This is a genomic window from Rhizobium sp. NZLR8 (assembly GCF_019685025.1).
Classification (GTDB): Bacteria; Pseudomonadota; Alphaproteobacteria; order Rhizobiales; family Rhizobiaceae; genus Rhizobium.
Genome location: NZ_JABDVY010000005.1, coordinates 273,774 through 290,008, shown reverse-complemented (window position 1 = coordinate 290,008; position 16,235 = coordinate 273,774). Strand labels below are relative to the sequence as shown.

Annotated in this window: 16 protein-coding genes; 6 read left to right on the top strand and 10 right to left on the bottom strand. The window is 60.8% G+C overall.

Annotation, left to right across the window (positions count from 1 at the left end):
• Nucleotides 1–76: 76 nt before the first annotated feature.
• From HJB89_RS14400 to HJB89_RS14390, 3 genes are all read right to left on the bottom strand, one after another.
• Nucleotides 77–1,030 carry an ABC transporter substrate-binding protein gene (locus tag HJB89_RS14400; protein WP_207582139.1) on the bottom strand — a complete coding sequence of 318 codons (954 nt, stop codon included), beginning with the start codon at nt 1,028–1,030 and terminating at the stop codon, nt 77–79.
• A gap of 93 nt (nt 1,031–1,123) precedes the next feature.
• Nucleotides 1,124–2,350 (bottom strand): 23S rRNA (adenine(2503)-C(2))-methyltransferase RlmN, encoded by a 1,227-nt coding sequence (gene rlmN, locus HJB89_RS14395; RefSeq protein ID WP_207582140.1) that lies wholly within the window; start codon nt 2,348–2,350, stop codon nt 1,124–1,126.
• A gap of 350 nt (nt 2,351–2,700) precedes the next feature.
• Nucleotides 2,701–3,213, bottom strand: a complete 513-nt coding sequence (locus HJB89_RS14390) for an invasion associated locus B family protein (RefSeq protein WP_007632470.1) — start codon at nt 3,211–3,213, stop codon at nt 2,701–2,703.
• A gap of 334 nt (nt 3,214–3,547) precedes the next feature.
• Between HJB89_RS14390 and HJB89_RS14385 the strand changes: the two genes are divergently transcribed.
• Nucleotides 3,548–4,108: a sigma-70 family RNA polymerase sigma factor gene (locus HJB89_RS14385; protein WP_221150101.1), complete on the top strand. Its 561-nt coding sequence runs from the start codon at nt 3,548–3,550 to the stop codon at nt 4,106–4,108.
• Here HJB89_RS14385 and HJB89_RS14380 read toward each other — a convergent pair.
• Nucleotides 4,105–4,497 carry a YkvA family protein gene (locus tag HJB89_RS14380; protein ID WP_207582142.1) on the bottom strand — a complete coding sequence of 131 codons (393 nt, stop codon included), beginning with the start codon at nt 4,495–4,497 and terminating at the stop codon, nt 4,105–4,107. The genes HJB89_RS14385 and HJB89_RS14380 overlap by 4 nt on opposite strands.
• 79 nt (nt 4,498–4,576) lie before the next feature.
• Nucleotides 4,577–4,882, bottom strand: coding sequence for a 4a-hydroxytetrahydrobiopterin dehydratase (locus tag HJB89_RS14375; protein WP_207582143.1), 306 nt, complete (start codon nt 4,880–4,882; stop codon nt 4,577–4,579).
• 202 nt (nt 4,883–5,084) lie between these two features.
• Here HJB89_RS14375 and HJB89_RS14370 point away from each other — a divergent pair, with 202 nt between their 5' ends.
• Nucleotides 5,085–5,531 carry a low molecular weight protein-tyrosine-phosphatase gene (locus tag HJB89_RS14370; RefSeq protein WP_207584396.1) on the top strand — a complete coding sequence of 149 codons (447 nt, stop codon included), beginning with the start codon at nt 5,085–5,087 and terminating at the stop codon, nt 5,529–5,531.
• On the opposite strand, the gene thpR is transcribed toward HJB89_RS14370, so the two are convergent.
• Nucleotides 5,438–6,031: an RNA 2',3'-cyclic phosphodiesterase gene (gene thpR, locus HJB89_RS14365; RefSeq protein ID WP_207582144.1), complete on the bottom strand. Its 594-nt coding sequence runs from the start codon at nt 6,029–6,031 to the stop codon at nt 5,438–5,440. The two genes, HJB89_RS14370 and thpR, sit on opposite strands and share 94 nt — an antisense overlap.
• A gap of 68 nt (nt 6,032–6,099) precedes the next feature.
• Nucleotides 6,100–6,744 (bottom strand): arylesterase, encoded by a 645-nt coding sequence (locus HJB89_RS14360; protein ID WP_221140128.1) that lies wholly within the window; start codon nt 6,742–6,744, stop codon nt 6,100–6,102.
• 72 nt (nt 6,745–6,816) lie between these two features.
• Between HJB89_RS14360 and HJB89_RS14355 the strand changes: the two genes are divergently transcribed.
• The 4 genes from HJB89_RS14355 to HJB89_RS14340 all read left to right on the top strand — a co-directional run bounded on the left by HJB89_RS14355 (nt 6,817) and on the right by HJB89_RS14340 (nt 11,639).
• A complete protein-coding gene (locus tag HJB89_RS14355) occupies nt 6,817–7,524 on the top strand; it encodes an ABC transporter ATP-binding protein (protein ID WP_221140126.1) in 708 nt (235 codons plus the stop codon).
• A complete protein-coding gene (locus tag HJB89_RS14350; protein ID WP_221150100.1) occupies nt 7,521–10,064 on the top strand; it encodes an ABC transporter permease in 2,544 nt (847 codons plus the stop codon). The genes HJB89_RS14355 and HJB89_RS14350 overlap by 4 nt, the downstream gene beginning before the upstream one ends.
• Before the next feature lie 179 nt (nt 10,065–10,243).
• Entirely contained in the window at nt 10,244–10,972 is a 729-nt protein-coding gene (locus tag HJB89_RS14345; protein ID WP_007632456.1) for a Bax inhibitor-1/YccA family protein, read from the top strand.
• Between the two features lie 109 nt (nt 10,973–11,081).
• Entirely contained in the window at nt 11,082–11,639 is a 558-nt protein-coding gene (locus tag HJB89_RS14340) for a GNAT family N-acetyltransferase (protein ID WP_207584397.1), read from the top strand.
• A gap of 63 nt (nt 11,640–11,702) precedes the next feature.
• Here HJB89_RS14340 and HJB89_RS14335 read toward each other — a convergent pair whose 3' ends face one another.
• The 3 genes from HJB89_RS14335 to acnA all read right to left on the bottom strand — a co-directional run bounded on the left by HJB89_RS14335 (nt 11,703) and on the right by acnA (nt 16,121).
• Nucleotides 11,703–12,104: a DUF2794 domain-containing protein gene (locus HJB89_RS14335; RefSeq protein WP_164007576.1), complete on the bottom strand. Its 402-nt coding sequence runs from the start codon at nt 12,102–12,104 to the stop codon at nt 11,703–11,705.
• A 350-nt stretch (nt 12,105–12,454) separates the two neighbouring features.
• Complete coding sequence (locus HJB89_RS14330; protein WP_207582147.1) at nt 12,455–13,195, bottom strand: thioredoxin family protein; 741 nt, start codon at nt 13,193–13,195, stop codon at nt 12,455–12,457.
• A 235-nt stretch (nt 13,196–13,430) separates the two neighbouring features.
• Nucleotides 13,431–16,121 carry an aconitate hydratase AcnA gene (acnA, locus tag HJB89_RS14325; RefSeq protein ID WP_207582148.1) on the bottom strand — a complete coding sequence of 897 codons (2,691 nt, stop codon included), beginning with the start codon at nt 16,119–16,121 and terminating at the stop codon, nt 13,431–13,433.
• Nucleotides 16,122–16,235: the final 114 nt, after the last annotated feature.

Here is a 16,235-nt window from a genome sequence, read left to right as displayed (position 1 = left end):
CTTCCAATAGCATCAGCCACTCTCGTGTGGAACGAGAGCGGCTGTAAAACTTGACCGATGGCAGTAGCCGCGTTGCTTATTCGATGACTTTAGTGGCGCGGGAAAGCACGCTCTGCGGCAGGGTGACGCCCATCTTGGCCGCAGCAGCCTTGTTGACGACGAGATCGCTGCCGGCGGCGGTCTTGACCGCAATATCACCGGGGTTTTCGCCCTTCAGCACCCGCACGACGATTTCGCCCGTCTGCTTGCCGACATCGTAATAGTTGAAGCCGAGGGCGGCGATCGACCCGCGCGAAACCGAATCCGTATCGGCGGTGAAGAGCGGCAGCTTGCTCTCCTCGGCAACCGCGACGGCGCCTTCGAGCGCCGAGATGATGGTGTTGTCGGTTGGGATGTAGATCACATCGGCGCGGCCGACGAGCGCGCGTGCCGCACCCTGAACCTCTGCCGACTTGGTGGCGGCCGATTCCACAACCTTCAGGCCGGCCTTTTCGGCTTCGGTCTTCAGCACCGCCAGCAGCGAAACGGAGTTCGCCTCGCCGGAATTGTAGAGATAGCCGATGGTTTTCACATCAGGCAGGATTTCCTTGATCAGCGCGATGTGCTCGGCGACCGGCGACATGTCGGAAAGGCCGGTGACGTTGCCGCCGGGCTTGTCCATATTCTTGACGAGCTGGGCGCCGAGCGGATCCGACACGGCCGTGAAGACCACCGGGATATCGCGCGTCGAGGAGACGACCGCCTGGGCCGATGGCGTGGAGATCGGCACGATGACATTCGGCTCGTCGCCGGCGAACTGGCGGGCAATCTGGGCTGCCGTCGCCGGATTGCCCTGCGCCGACTCGAAGACGAATTTCAGGTTCTCGCCCTCTTTGTAGCCGGCGGCCGTCAGCGCATCGAGAACACCCTTCCGGGCTGCATCCAGCGCCGGATGTTCGACGATCGCCGTCACGGCAACGGTCACATTGTCAGCCTTTGCGGGCAGGGAAAGGGCCAAACTGGCGGCAAGAGCGAGTAAAATCGAGCGCATTTGTATCCTCCTGATTGATTTTGGCGCCAGTTTTAGGAAAGGGGCGCCCTGAAATCAATCGCGGAGAATTGTAGCAAGGATCAAACTTGCTGATCAGTCGTCGGCGCCGTGATTGGCAATCATCATCGCCTCGAAGGCCAGGCGCTCGGTCTTGCGCATACGTTCGGAGTCCGATTTCAGCTGGCCGCAGGCGGCAAGAATGTCGCGGCCGCGCGGCGTGCGGATCGGCGAGGCGTAACCCGCCGAATTGATGAAATCGGCGAACTTCTCGATCTGTTCCCAGTCGGAACACTGGTAATTGGTGCCGGGCCAGGGATTGAACGGAATGAGGTTGATCTTCGCCGGCACGCCTTTCAAGAGCTTGATCAGCCCCTTGGCATCTTCCAGGCTGTCGTTGACATCCTTCAGCATCACATATTCGAAGGTGATCCGCCGTGCGTTCGAAAGGCCCGGATAGGTTCGGCAGGCTTCGATCAGCTCCTTCAGCGGGTACTTCTTGTTGATCGGCACGAGAATGTCGCGCAAATCGTCGCGCACCGCATGCAGCGAGATCGCCAGCATGACGCCGATCTCATCGCCGGTGCGGAAGATCTCCGGCACGACACCGGAGGTGGAAAGCGTCACTCGGCGCCTGGACAGCGACAGGCCGTCGCCATCCGTGGCGATCAGCAATGCCTGTTTGACGGCGTCGAAGTTGTAGAGCGGCTCACCCATGCCCATCATCACGATGTTGCTGACCTTGCGGCCCTCGGCAGGCATGATCGTTCCCTGCGGCGCTTGACGATCCGGGAAGTCGCCGAGCCGGTCACGGGCAAGCAGCAGCTGTGACAGAATTTCCTCTGCCGTCAGGTTCCGCACCAGCCGCTGTGTCCCGGTATGACAGAAGGAACAGGTAAGCGTGCAGCCGACCTGGCTGGAAAGACAGAGCGTGCCGCGGCCCTCTTCCGGAATATAGACGGCTTCGATCTCGACGGGGCGCCCCGCGCCCCGCGGGGGAAAACGCAGCAGCCATTTGCGCGTGCCGTCGTTCGAGACCTGTTCCTCGACGATCTCCGGACGTTCGATAGTGAAATGCTGCTTCAGCATCTCCCGCATATCCTTGGCGACATTCGTCATATGGTCGAAATCGGAGACGCCGCGCACATAGATCCAGTTCCAGAGCTGCGCGACGCGCATCTTGATCTGCTTCTCAGCCACTCCCGTTTCCCGGAGTACCGCCCCCATCTCCTCGCGCGACAGCCCGATCAGAGACGGCTTTTCGAGGCTGGCGGAGGTGTGCGCCTGCGGCTTGCTAACAACGATCGCATCCATGACGGACATAAGCATTCATCCCGAATTCAAACATGTCCTGCCCCTGCGAGCCCGCATGCTTCAGGGTGAACCGGAAGACTTGCGGACGCATGACGGCAGATCGGCAAAAATTGAATGGCGGAACGGCGACTGATCGCGATCTATCCGCTGTTGGGCCGGCTTTAGCATCATTTTGCCCGCCCGTCACTACATAGCGTGTCGCGCAAAACTGTGCGGCGGTTTTGCGACAACGACATGTGGAAACCAAAGACCTAAAGCGTGGAAAGCGAATCTGAAAGATCCCGCTGCGCTTTAGATGGAATCGAGAGGGGCCGGCGCAAGGCCGGCCCCTCTCGAAATTCTGCGGTGGGAAAGGCTGCTTACTTGCAGCTTTCGATCTGCTTCAGCGCAGCCGAGATGCCGGAGAGCGAATAGCTGTAGGAGGTGCCGGTGCCCTTGCGCGAAACGGCATTCACCGTCATCGAATGACCGGTCTTCATCGCCGCGACGAGGGCTGGCTCCTGCGCCGCATTCTCGACCCAGCCGGCCTTGTCCTTGGTGAACATCACGAAGGTCTTGTTGTCGATGACGACGTTGATCTTCGAATTTTCCTTCACCGTGTAGCCCATCATCGCCTGCGGTTCGTAGGAGATGTTCTGGCCCGGACGCTGCGAGACGATGAAGAAGTTGTCGCCGTGGTCAACGCTTGCCGGCTGCTTTGCCGTCGGAACGGACAGCACATAGCACACGGTGCTATTGCCCGACTTGTAGGAGTAGGCGCCCCATGCCTGGAACTGCTGGATGCGGTTCGGCGCGGCGGCCTGTTGCGCTGCCGCAACTCCGGCCATAACAAGGGTGAGTGCGAGAGCGGATACGATACTTTTTACAAACATGGATTCCTGCCGGTTCTTGCGATCAAGGCCCGAAGCGATCATAGCGGGCGCCGCATAATCACGATCTGCTTTATTTTGACTTAATTCAGGTTACCAAATGGTCAACAATAGCCGCGATTTGTATGTGCCTGTGTCATTTCAGCTCGAGTGTCAATTTTCGACCCTTTGACGGTATCGGCTGCAACACCGTGTCCCGATGGTACTGGCCGTCCGTTCCGCTGAATTTAAGACACAAAGATTCAGGCAAGAGTTTGACCTTTCCCAAATCCGTTGTACCTCATTAAGACTTGGAAATCCGATACGAATTTATTGCGCAGGGGGCTGGTGAGGGGAAATGGATGCCGAGGAAAGACAGCGTTTCGCTGCCCTCGCAAAGGCCGTCGCCAGAGATCGCGACCAGCAGGCCTTTTCCATCCTGTTCGACTATTTCGCACCCCGGCTGAAAGCCTGGCTGATGCGCCAGAAGATGACCTCAGGCGAGGCCGAGGAACTGGTTCAGGAGACCATGATCGTGCTCTGGCACAAGGCAGATCTCTACGATGCCACGCGATCTTCGCTCTCGACCTGGCTTTTCCGCATTGCCCGCAATCGCCGCATCGACATGCAGCGCCGCGTCAATACCCGCATCTTCGATGAAACCGATCCGACTCTGCAGCCGCCGGCCGAAATCGGCGCGGAGGAAATCGTCGCCAACGACGATCGCGACGCCAGGATACGCGCCGCCGTCGGCCAATTGCCGGAGGAGCAGCGCGATATGCTGCGCGCCGCCTTCTTCCTCGGTCAATCGCACTCGGAAATCGCCGAAGCGACCGGGCTGCCGCTCGGCACGGTGAAGTCGCGAATCCGGCTTGCCTTCGGCAAGCTCCGCAAGGTGCTGGAACGCGAGATGGCTTAGATCGTCTTCATCGTTTCTTCGGTCCGGTCGGCCAGAACGCGGTCGGCCGCCTCGTAGTGGCCCGGGCGGATATGGCCACGCACCATGGCGAAGGCCGCCGAGAGCACGGCGATGTCGTCGGAAAAGCCGATGACGGCGAAAACATCCGGGATTATGTCGATCGGCATGACGAAATAGGCAAGCGCTGCGAGCAGCACGCCGCGCACCTTCGTCGGCGTCTGCGGATCGAGCGCGCAGTAGAAACCGGCGACGACATCGCGTGAGAACGGAATTTGCCGCACAGCCCGCCGGAAAGTCGGCCAGAATTTCTGCCGTACGGTCTTTTCCCGTCGGCTCTGGGTGTCCTCGTCGCCTGGCAACAGGATTTCCCCGAATTTGACGTCGTTCATCCCTGCCTCCTTTCGTCCAAGCGAACATATGGTGATGGCGCCCACTCTTTCAATCGACCCCTTTCAATCGGCCCCGCTTTCAAACGCCGCGTCGCGACGCAACCTTCTCCATCGCCTTGGCGAGCTTGAAATCCAGCTCCGTCAGTCCGCCGGCATCATGCGTGTTCAGCGTCACATCCACCCTGGAATAGACGTTGAACCATTCAGGATGGTGGTTGAGCTTCTCGGCCGTGATCGCCGTCTCCGTCATGAAGCCGAAAGCCTCGATAAAATTTGCAAACTTGAAGCTCTTCGATATCGAAGAGGCCGCATCATTGAGCGCCCAGCCCGCAAGCCCCGCCAGTTGCGCCTCGACCGCCGTCCGTTCCAGTCTTTCCATTTTCATGCCATGCTCCTCCTGTGTGTCCGACAGGTCTACCGATGAAACGCATCAGCATCCTCTTCGTTTGCATGGGCAATATATGCCGTTCTCCGCTAGAACAGGATGATTTTAGGCCGGGTCGGCCTAAAATCTGAATCCTGTTCTACATTAAAGAGTTAGAGCATGATGTCGTCCGAAAACCGCTTACACTTTTCGGCATCATGCTCTGGCGGAGGGAATTTTCAGCCACGTCGCCGCCGAGGCGGATTTGAGTGGCCGCTTCACGATCGATTCCGCCGGAACCGGCGGCTGGCATGAAGGCGAGCTGCCTGACCTGCGGTCGATCGCCACGGCGAAAAGCCACGGGATCGACATATCCGGGCAACGCGCCCGCCGAATCCGCTCCAGCGATTTCAGGGATTTCGATCTGATCCTGGCCATGGACCGCGATAATGTGGCGGCGCTCGAAAAGATCGCGCCGCCTGAGGCAACCATCCGTCTTTTCGGCGATACCGCGCTTGGAACGGGAGAGGATATTCCCGATCCCTATTATGGCGGCCCGGCAGGTTTCGAGCTGGTCTATACCAGGCTCTTGACCGGCTGCAGCAGCCTGCTCGAAACGCTGGGCGTCGAGCGCGCCTCGTGCAGCGGGAACACTTCCTCGGTGAGGTAGGGCCCCCCGCCGACCGATTCGCGCGACGAAAGCAGCACGAAGCGCGGCGCGGTGAAACTTGCGGTGTGGAAGTTGCCGCGTCCCGCCAGATATTGCACGACATCGTCGAGCCGCGACGATTTAAGCCGCGCCAGCGTCACATGCGGCATGAATTTGCGCGGATCCGGCGGCAGGCCGATACGCTGGCAGATGCGCTCGATCTCACCCTGCAGCGCATGCATTTCAGGCGATTGCGAAACACCGGCCCAGACCGAATGCGGTTTCTTCGAACCGAAGGAACCGATGCCTTCGAGCCGGAACTGGAATTCCGGCCGGTCGATCCGGTCGAGTCGTTCTACGATTTCATCAGCCGTGCGGCCGTCGACATCACCGATGAAGCGCAGGGTGATGTGGTAATTCTCCACATCGATCCATCGTGCTCCGGGGAGGCCACCGCGCAGCAATGAAAGGCTCATCGCCGCATTGCGCGGAATTTCGAGGGCGGTAAAAAGTCTCGGCATAACGAGCACTCCCCGAATCTTTTGCAGATGCTCACACGGAATCACGCAATCAACGACCGCGCAAGCCCCTATTTCTTCACAGAAGAAATCGCTTCGACGAAATTTGTGACGGCCGGCTCCATCTTCCCGACCATGATCTCGACACCTCTCGTATTCGGATGCATGCCGTCTTCGAGTTTAAGCCCTGGATCCAGCGCGACACCGTCGAGAAAGAACGCGTAGAGCGGAAGTCCGTGTTTTTCCGAAAGCCTCTGGTAAATCGGATTGAACCGCGCCGCATAATCCGCCCCCATGTTCGGCGGCGCCATTATGCCGGCAAGCAAAACGGCAATCCCGCGATCCTTTAGCCGAGCAATCATCTGATCGAGATTCTTCTCGCTTTCTTCAGGCGGGATGCCGCGCAACGCATCATTGGCGCCAAGCTCCAATATGACGCCATCGGTGCCGTCAGGTATCGACCAGTCGATGCGAGCAAGCCCCCCTGACGTCGTGTCACCGGAGACCCCGGCATTGGCAACGGCGACGTCGAGCCCCTTCGCCTTCAGGGCCGCCTGCAGCTTTTCCGGAAAGCCGTCGCCGGGCGGCAGCTGGTAGCCCGCCATCAAACTGTCCCCGAAACCAACGAGATTGATCGTTCGGGCATCCGCTGCAACGGCAAAGATCAGCGAGACGGCAATGACGGTGAATTGAAGCGCGGCAACTTTAAATCTCATTCTGGCTTCCCTAGATTGGCGAAGTGCTGTTATGCGGCCATTCAATTATGGATTTATATAGGGCGATTTCTGTTGGCAAAAACCATCATCGAGTTGAAGGGCGCCGATCTGACCCTCGGCAGTGCAGCCGCCTCCGTGCATGTGCTGAAGGGCATCGATCTCGATGTCTCTGCCGGCGAATCCGTCGGCATCGTCGGCCCGTCCGGTTCCGGCAAATCGACCCTGCTGATGGTGCTTGCCGGGCTGGAGAAACTCGACAGCGGCGAAATCAACATCAACGACACGCCGCTTCATACGCTGAGCGAGGATCAGGTCGCCGATTTCCGCGGCCGCAACATCGGTATCGTCTTCCAGTCCTTCCACCTGATCGCCAACATGACGGCGCTGGAAAACGTTGCCGTGCCGCTGGAACTCGCCAATGTCGGCAACGCTTTCGAGATCGCCCATCGCGAGCTGAAATCGGTCGGCCTCGGTGAACGGCTGAACCATTATCCCGGCCAGCTTTCCGGCGGCGAACAGCAGCGCGTGGCGATCGCCAGGGCGCTTGCCCCCTCTCCGGCCCTGCTGATCGCCGATGAACCCACAGGCAATCTCGACACCGAGACCGGTCGCCAGATCGCCGACCTGCTGTTCTCCAAGCAGGCCGAACGCGGCATGACCCTGTTGCTCGTCACCCATGACGTCTCGCTCGCAAACCGCTGCTCGCGCCAGATCCGCGTCCGCTCCGGCAGGATCGAAGGCGACAGCGCCGCCCGCCACAACGAGGCGGCGATCGCATGAGCATCATCACGCCGCGCGTCTCGCTCGCTTTTCGCCTGGCGCTCCGCGAGCTGCGCGGCGGCATTCGCGGCTTCTACATCTTCCTCGCCTGTATCGCCCTCGGCACGGGTGCGATCGCCGCGGTCAATTCCGTGTCGCAGTCGATCACCGACACGATCGCTTCGCAGGGGCAGGAGCTGCTGGCCGGCGACGTGCGTTTCGAGCTCAACAATCGCGAGGCGACGCCCGAGGAAATGGGCTTCCTCGACGGCCTCGGCACCGTTTCGGTCTCGACGGGCCTGCGCTCGATGGCCCGCAAGCCTGACGGTTCCGATCAGGCGCTGGTCGAGGTCAAGGCCGTCGATGACGCCTACCCGCTCTACGGCCGCTTCGTGGCCGAGCCGGACTATCCGCTCGCAGCCCTGCTTTCAGGCCAAGGCGGCACCTATGGTGCGGTCGCAGCCCCGCTGCTTCTCGATCGGCTCGGGCTTGCGGTCGGCGACGAATTGCTGCTCGGCACCGTCAAGCTCAGCATCACCGGCACGGTGAAAACCGAGCCGGATGCATTGTCGGAGGGTTTTGGCTTTGCGCCGCGCCTGCTCGTCAGCCGCCGGGCGCTCGCAGCCTCCGGGCTGATCCAGACGGGAAGCCTAGTCGAACATGCCTACAAGATCCGGCTGGAAGACAAGGGCGCGATGTCGGGCATTCAGGCGCGCGCCACCAAGGAATTCCCCTCCGCCGGCTGGGCTGTTCGCACCAGCGACCGCGCCGCACCCTCGCTCACCGAAAACATCACCCGTTTCTCGCAGTTCCTGACGCTGGTCGGCCTGACCGCGCTGATCGTCGGCGGCGTCGGTGTCGCCAATGCCGTGCGCGCCTTTCTCGATTCCAAACGCACCACCATCGCCACCTTCAAATGTCTGGGTGCGCCGGCGCAGGTCGTCGTGTTGATCTATCTCTTCCAGATCGCCATCATCGCGCTTGGCGGCATCCTGATCGGCCTCGTCATCGGCGCCCTGTCGCCGATCTTCGCCGCGCAGTTCCTGGCGCAGTTCCTGCCGGTCTCGACTGCGCCGACCCTTTATCCCGGCGCCCTGCTGCTTGCCACGCTCTTCGGCATCCTGACGACACTCGCCTTCGCCATCCTGCCGCTCGGCCACGCCCGCGAAGTGCCTGCGACGGCACTCTTCCGCGAGCAGGGTTTCGAGGCCCGCCGCCTGCCCTCCTGGCCCTACATCCTGCTGGCCGCGCTGTTCATGGCCGCCCTTGCCGGCCTTGCCATCGTCACCGCCTATGACCGCTTCATCGCCGTCGTCTTCGTCGGCGCGATCGTCTTTGCCTTCGTCGCCCTTCGCCTTGTCGCCGCGCTGATCGCCTGGCTTGCGCGCCGCAGCCCGCGCGTCAACTCGCCGGCATTGCGGCTGGCAATCGGCAACATCCATCGCCCCGGCGCGCTGACGCCCTCGGTCGTGCTCTCGCTCGGCCTCGGCCTGGCTTTGCTGGTGACGCTGACCTTGATCGACGGCAACCTGCGTCGGCAGCTGACCGGCCGCATGAACGAAGGCGCGCCGAACTTCTTTTTCGTCGATATCCAGAGCGCCGAGGTCGACGCCTTCCGCGATCTCGTCAAGGCGCAGGCGCCGCAGGGCAAGCTCGTTGAAGTGCCGATGCTGCGCGGCCGGATCGTCGCCTTCAACGGCGAAGATGTCACCAAGTTGGACGTGCCGGCCGCCGGCCGCTGGGTGCTGAACGGCGATCGCGGCATCACCTATGCCGACACCCTGCCGGAGAATGCCGCCCTCACGGAAGGTAACTGGTGGGGCAAGGATTACAGCGGCGAGCCGCTCGTCTCCTTCTCGTCGGAAGAGGCGCATGAACTCGGCCTGAAGATCGGCGATAAGATCACCGTCAACGTGCTCGGCCGCAATATTACCGCGAAAATCGCCAATCTGCGCCGCGTCCAATGGGAATCGCTGTCGATCAACTTCGTCATGGTTTTCTCGCCGAACACCTTCCGCGGCGCCCCGCATGCCTGGCTGGCGACCCTCACTGATCGCTCCTCGACACCGGCCGAAGATGCGGCGATCCTGAAATCCGTCACCAACACCTATCCGACGATCACCAGCGTCCGCGTCAAGGACGCGATCGATATCGTCAACCAGCTGGTCGGCGAGCTTGCGACCGCAATTCGCGCCGCCGCCTCCGTTGCTCTCATCGCCTCGATCCTCGTCTTGGCCGGCGCGCTTGCCGCCGGAAACCGGGCGCGCACCCACGACGCGGTGGTGCTGAAGACGCTTGGCGCCACCCGCGCCATGCTGATCCGCGCCTTCAGCTACGAATATCTGATCCTCGGGCTGGCAACCGCAATCTTCGCGTTGATCGCCGGCGGCGTTGCCGCCTGGTTCATCGTCGCCCGCATCATGCGCCTGCCCTCGACCTTCCTGCCCGATGTGGCGGGGCTGACGCTGGTGACCGCGCTCGTCCTCACCGTCGGCATCGGCCTCATCGGCACCTGGCGGATCCTCGGACAGAAGGCGGCGCCCGTCCTGCGCGAACTCTGACCGGATAGCGACGCCCAAACCCTTCACCTTACGGCGATTTAACCGACCGAGCCTTTGCAAGCCTCTTGTTTGCGATCGGCGAAAGCCTCATATTGTCTGCAGGCATGCTGGAGCTCCGCAGCGGCGCCCGGGTCGAAAACCCGACACCGTATTTCCATCGGAGCTTGTAAGAGGAAACTATGGCTGACCTTCGTAACTATCAAAGCCGCGCGCAGACCGGCGAGATGATTGATCAAGGCCTGCGCACTTATATGCTCAAGGTTTACAACCTGATGGCGCTGGGTCTGGCGATCACCGGCGTGGCCGCATATCTCGGATTCAACTTCGCTGTTCAGGACGGCCAGCTCACCCAGTTCGGCGTGCTGCTGTTCCAGTCGCCTTTGCGCTGGGTCGTCATCCTTGCGCCTCTTGCGGCCGTCTTCTTCCTGAGCTTCCGCATTAACAGCATGAGCGTGGCCGCCGCCCAGACGACTTTCTGGGTCTATGCCGCACTTGTCGGCCTGTCGCTCTCGTCGATCTTCCTGGTCTACACCGGCCAGAGCGTCGTTCAGACCTTCTTCGTCACCGCCGCCTCCTTCGGCGCGCTGTCGCTTTACGGCTACACCACGAAGCGTAACCTGTCGGCGATGGGCTCGTTCCTGATCATGGGTCTTTTTGGCCTGATCATCGCTTCAATCGTCAACATCTTCCTGGCGTCGTCCGCGCTGCAGTTCGCGATCTCCGCGATCGGCGTCCTGATCTTCGCAGGCCTTACCGCCTACGACACGCAGCGGATCAAGGAATTGTACCTGGAAGCCGATGACGTCGCCGTGGCCGGCCGCAAGGCGATCATGGGTGCGCTGACGCTCTATCTCGACTTCATCAACCTCTTCATGTTCCTGCTCCAGTTCATGGGCAACCGTAAATAAGCAGGACAGACTGAGATCGAAAAGGCGGCTTCGGCCGCCTTTTTTGTTGCGCCGGCTTTCGCGGAATGGTTTAGGAGAGACCTTGCCCTCCGATGGACCTGCCGCCGAAATGTCCTTCCTCCTGCGCAATGCTTCCGAAGCCGATATCCCCGCCATCGCCGAAATCTATCGCGAATCCGTCCTGAACGGCACGTCGAGCTATGAGATCACGCCGCCGTCCGAGGCTGAGATGGCGCAGCGGTTTGCGGCGATCGTCGGCCAGCAATATCCCTATATCGCCGCAGCCGATGCTGACGGAAACCTGCTCGGCTACGCCTATGCCTCGGCCTTTCGCGTCCGCCCGGCCTATCGCTGGATAGTCGAGGATTCGATCTATCTGGCGCCCGAAGCCCGCGGCCGCGGCATCGGCAAAGCATTGATGACCGAGCTGATCGACCGCTGCACCGGTCTCGGTTTTCGTCAGATGATCGCGGTCATCGGCGGCGCCAGCCCCGCCTCGATCGCGCTTCATCTCAAGGCGGGCTTCGTGGAGGTCGGCCTGATGCGGGGGGCCGGCTACAAGCATGGCCGCTGGCTGGATACGATGCTCATGCAGCGCGTCCTCGGCGAGGGTATGACGACCGATCCGGATCCGTCCATCTATCCCGGCACGCTGTTTGCCGGCTGATGCATGTCGCCCGGAAGTGTGCAGCGGTTCCGGGATAACGACATGCAGAAAAAGTGTTTCGGCTTACTTATCGACCAGCTTCAGCGCCTTGTCGAACACCTTCAACACCTGGTTCAACTCGTGACCGCGCTTCAGAATGGTGCCGTGGACGTTGATCACCGAATAGGCGCCCTGCTTGGCGGCAAGCTTGGGATTTTTCTCGACGCGGAAGAGCGGCATTTCACCGGAGCGTTTGAAGACGGAAAATACCGCCCTGTCTTTCAGATGATCGATGGCGTAGTCGCGCCATTCGCCGTCACCGACCATACGGCCGTAGATCCAGAGGATCGCATCCAGTTCGCGCCGATGAAAGGTCACCGGAAGTGGATCTTTGCTTTGCTTGTATTCCCTGAGATCGACGACGACTGAGGAACTATTGTCGACGGAACGGCTTTCGCCGTGTCGCAAATCCGGCTGATCTGTCATTCAGTCTCCGAGGCCTCTGCATGTGACAGGAGAGTGACAGTGTGCCCGAGCCGCCGCAAATTGCAAGAGTGCCGGCCGTCACATTCGGCCGCACTCCAGCGCCGCGCGTTGGACGCGCAAGGATGCCGTAGCACTTTGAATCGGCGCATCGTCCGATGCGCATAATAGCGTTGTCGCTTTCTCGGTAGCGCCGCATTTCAGTCAAAACAGCGCCTCATTTGCAGGAGAATTATGAATCCCGGTTTGGCGCCAGCGCGCCAAAGGGCCCGGCGGAGCGTATCGACCTTAACCCCAGCCCCGAATACGCTCAGCCGGGCCGCCCGGTACTTCATCCGCAAGCGGATGAAATCTCAGATGTTTTTTCCAGCCATCACCACGGTCGCCCCAAGGATCGCAGCCGGATCGCCGTTGTCGGTCGCCGATTGCAGCAGGATCGCGCAGCCCTCGAGCTGCGGCCGCTGCAGGACACTGGCTGGCAGCGTCAGACTGGTCGCCTTGCCGTCCCACATGCCGACGGTTTCGACATTGGTGACGCTGTGCAGATAGGAAATCTTCTTTCCGCTGTTCTCGCCCTTTTCGACGTCGATGGTCTTTTCCTTGTCGAAATACACCATCACGACATTGGCTTTGCCCTGTCCCGCGCCGATCTTGATCTCCAGCTCGTCGCCGCGCATCGACGCGCTGATGGGGACGGTCAGCCCGTTGCCTTCGCCGCTATAGGTATCGAGCTTGCCGTTGATACCGTTGAGATCGGCGCCGGCCAGATGACCGCGCCCGTTGACGATGGCCTGCGGCGTGTAGACGTTGCTGCGGCCCATTGTCCTCGCATAGCCATATTGCCGCTCGGTGTTTTCCTTCGAGCTCAGCGTATCGGCCCAGCCGAGATAGTTCCAGTAATCGACATGATAGGCGAGCGCGATGACATCGCCCTGGCTCACCAGCTTACGGAAAGCAGCATCCGCGGGAGGACAGGAGGAGCAGCCCTGCGCCGTAAACAGTTCGACGACACCTTTCGGCGTGCCGTCTTCGGCCTGAAGCGGGCCTGAGAGAACAACGCCGGCGATCAGCGGAATCAGAAAACGGGGGGACATTCACCTGCACCTCTTTTTCAGCGCCGACGGCGTGTTCGACCGGAGGCCCTGACATATGAACGTACGAATAATCCTTCCGGATCCAAACGAAAAGTCACGAACGGGTGAGACGCAGCGCAACCGGAACCCGCATAAAACAAATCATCGTGAGGTCCCTCAAATACCGTCGCCGCAAAGAAAAGCCGCCGGAAAATGCTCTCCGGCGGCCATCATCATATTATGAAGCTCTTAACAATCAGGCAGCGAGATCGCGCAGAACCGTCTGCAGGATGCCGCCATTGTTGAGGTAGACCACCTCGTCGAGCGTATCGACGCGCGACAGCAGCGGAACTTCCTTCACAGTGCCGTCGCCATAGGTGATCTTGGCGATCTTCTTCTCGCGCGGCTTGATCTTTTCCAAGCCCTCGATGGTGACGAGCTCGTCGCCCTTCAGGCCGAGGCTCTGCCAGGTCGTACCCTCTTCGAAGACGAAAGGAATGATGCCCATGCCGACCAGGTTCGAGCGATGGATACGCTCGAAGGACTGGGCGACGACAGCCTTGACGCCGAGCAAATTGGTGCCCTTGGCAGCCCAGTCGCGCGAGGAGCCGTTGCCATATTCGACACCGGCGAAGATGACGAGCGGCACGCCTTCGGCCTTGTACTGCATCGCCGCGTCGTAGATCGAGGTCTCTTCCTTCGACGGGTAGTGGATGGTGTAGCCACCTTCCTTGCCGTTCGGGCCGAGCATATGGTTGCGGATGCGGATATTGGCGAAGGTGCCGCGCATCATCACTTCATGGTTGCCGCGGCGTGTGCCGTACTGGTTGAAGTCGGCAACGGCGACCTCATGGCCGAGCAGATAGGCACCTGCAGGGGATGCCGCTTTGATCGAACCGGCCGGCGAAATGTGGTCGGTGGTGATCTTGTCGCCGAACAGGCCAAGGACGCGGGCGCCCTTGATATCGGCGATGCCGGTGCCCTTCTTGCCCATGCCGACGAAGTAGGGCGGGTTCTGGACATAGGTCGAATCGTCGTCCCAGGCATAGGTCTGGCCCGGAGGAACCTGAACTGCCTGCCAGTTGACGTCGCCCTTGAAGACGTCGGCATACTTGCTTTCGTAAAGTTCGCGGGTCACGTATTTCTGGATGAACTCCTGCACCTCGTGCGAGGTCGGCCAGATATCCTTGAGATAAACCGGATTGCCGTTCTGGTCTTCGCCGATCGGCTCCTTGGTCAGATCCATCTGCACCGTACCGGCGAGCGCATAGGCGACGACGAGCGGCGGCGAAGCCAGGTAGTTCGCCTGCACGTCGGGCGAAATGCGGCCTTCGAAGTTGCGGTTGCCGGAAAGGACGCCGGAAACGATCAGGCCCTTGTCGTTGATCGTCTTCGAGATCGGCGCCGGCAGCGGGCCGGAATTGCCGATGCAGGTGGTGCAGCCGAAGCCGACGAGGTTGAAGCCGAGCTTGTCGAGATCGGCTTGCAGGCCTGACGTGGCAAGATATTCGCCGACGACTTGCGATCCCGGTGCCAGCGAGGTCTTCACCCAGGGCTTCGTCTTCAGGCCCTTGGCTACGGCGTTGCGAGCCAGAAGCCCGGCAGCGATCAGTACCGACGGATTGGAAGTGTTGGTGCACGAGGTGATGGCAGCGATCGCCACGTCGCCATGGCCGAGATCGAAATCCGTGCCTTCGACGGCGTAGCGGTTGTTGAGCTGGCCCGGCTTCTTGTAATCGGCATCCATCGAGCCGGCAAAGCCGGTCGCGATGTTCTCGAGCGAGATGCGGCCTTCCGGACGCTTCGGGCCGGCCATCGACGGCACCACGTCGCCAAGATCGAGTTCCAGCGTATCGGTGAAGACGAGATCTGAACCGTCGCCATCACGCCACATGCCCTGGGCCTTCGAATAGGCCTCGACGAGAGCGATCCGGTCATGCGTGCGGCCGGACACGGTGAGGTAGTTGATAGTCTCGCCATCGACCGGGAAGAAGCCGCAGGTGGCGCCGTATTCCGGACCCATATTGCCGATCGTTGCGCGGTCGGCGAGCGGCATATTGTCCATGCCGGGGCCGAAGAATTCGACGAACTTCGAAACGACGCCCTTCTTGCGCAGCATCTGCACGACGGTGAGGACGAGGTCGGTCGCCGTGACGCCTTCCTTGAGCTTGCCGATCAGCTTGAAGCCGATGACTTCGGGCAACAGCATCGAGACCGGCTGGCCGAGCATCGCCGCCTCAGCTTCGATACCACCCACACCCCAGCCGAGCACGCCGAGACCGTTGATCATCGTCGTGTGGCTGTCGGTGCCGACGCAAGTATCCGGATAGGCGATCGTCTCGCCGTCCTCTTCCTTGGTCCAGACGGTCTGGCCGAGATATTCGAGATTGACCTGATGACAGATGCCGGTGCCGGGAGGCACGACGCGGAAATTCTTGAAGGCCTGCTGGCCCCATTTCAGAAAGCGGTAGCGCTCGCCGTTGCGCTGGTATTCCAGCTCGACATTCCTGGCGAAAGCCTGCGGCGTGCCGAATTCGTCGACGATGACCGAGTGGTCGATGACGAGATCGACGGGAACGAGCGGGTTGATCTTCTCGGGATCGCCGCCGAGCGACACCATCGCGTCGCGCATCGCGGCAAGATCGACGACGGCGGGAACGCCGGTGAAGTCCTGCATCAGCACGCGCGCCGGGCGGTAGGCGATTTCGTTTTCGACCGCACCCTTATTATTCAGCCATTCGGCAACAGCGAGGATATGCTCCTTGGTGACCGACTGGCCGTCTTCGAAGCGCAGCAGGTTTTCGAGCAGCACCTTCATCGAATAGGGAAGCTTCGAGACGCCGGCCAGACCGTTTGCCTCAGCCTTGGGCAGGCTGTAATAGACATAGTCCTTTCCACCAACGGAAAGGGTGGAACGACAATTGAAGCTGTCAAGAGATTTAGACACGAGAGACCCCGTTCTGATAGCCAACACAGTCGTGCGAACGCCTATGCACTTAATGCACATCAGGATGCGGGTACGGCCATTTCCGCTGTCCGCACGTGGAACAGATGCTCCAAG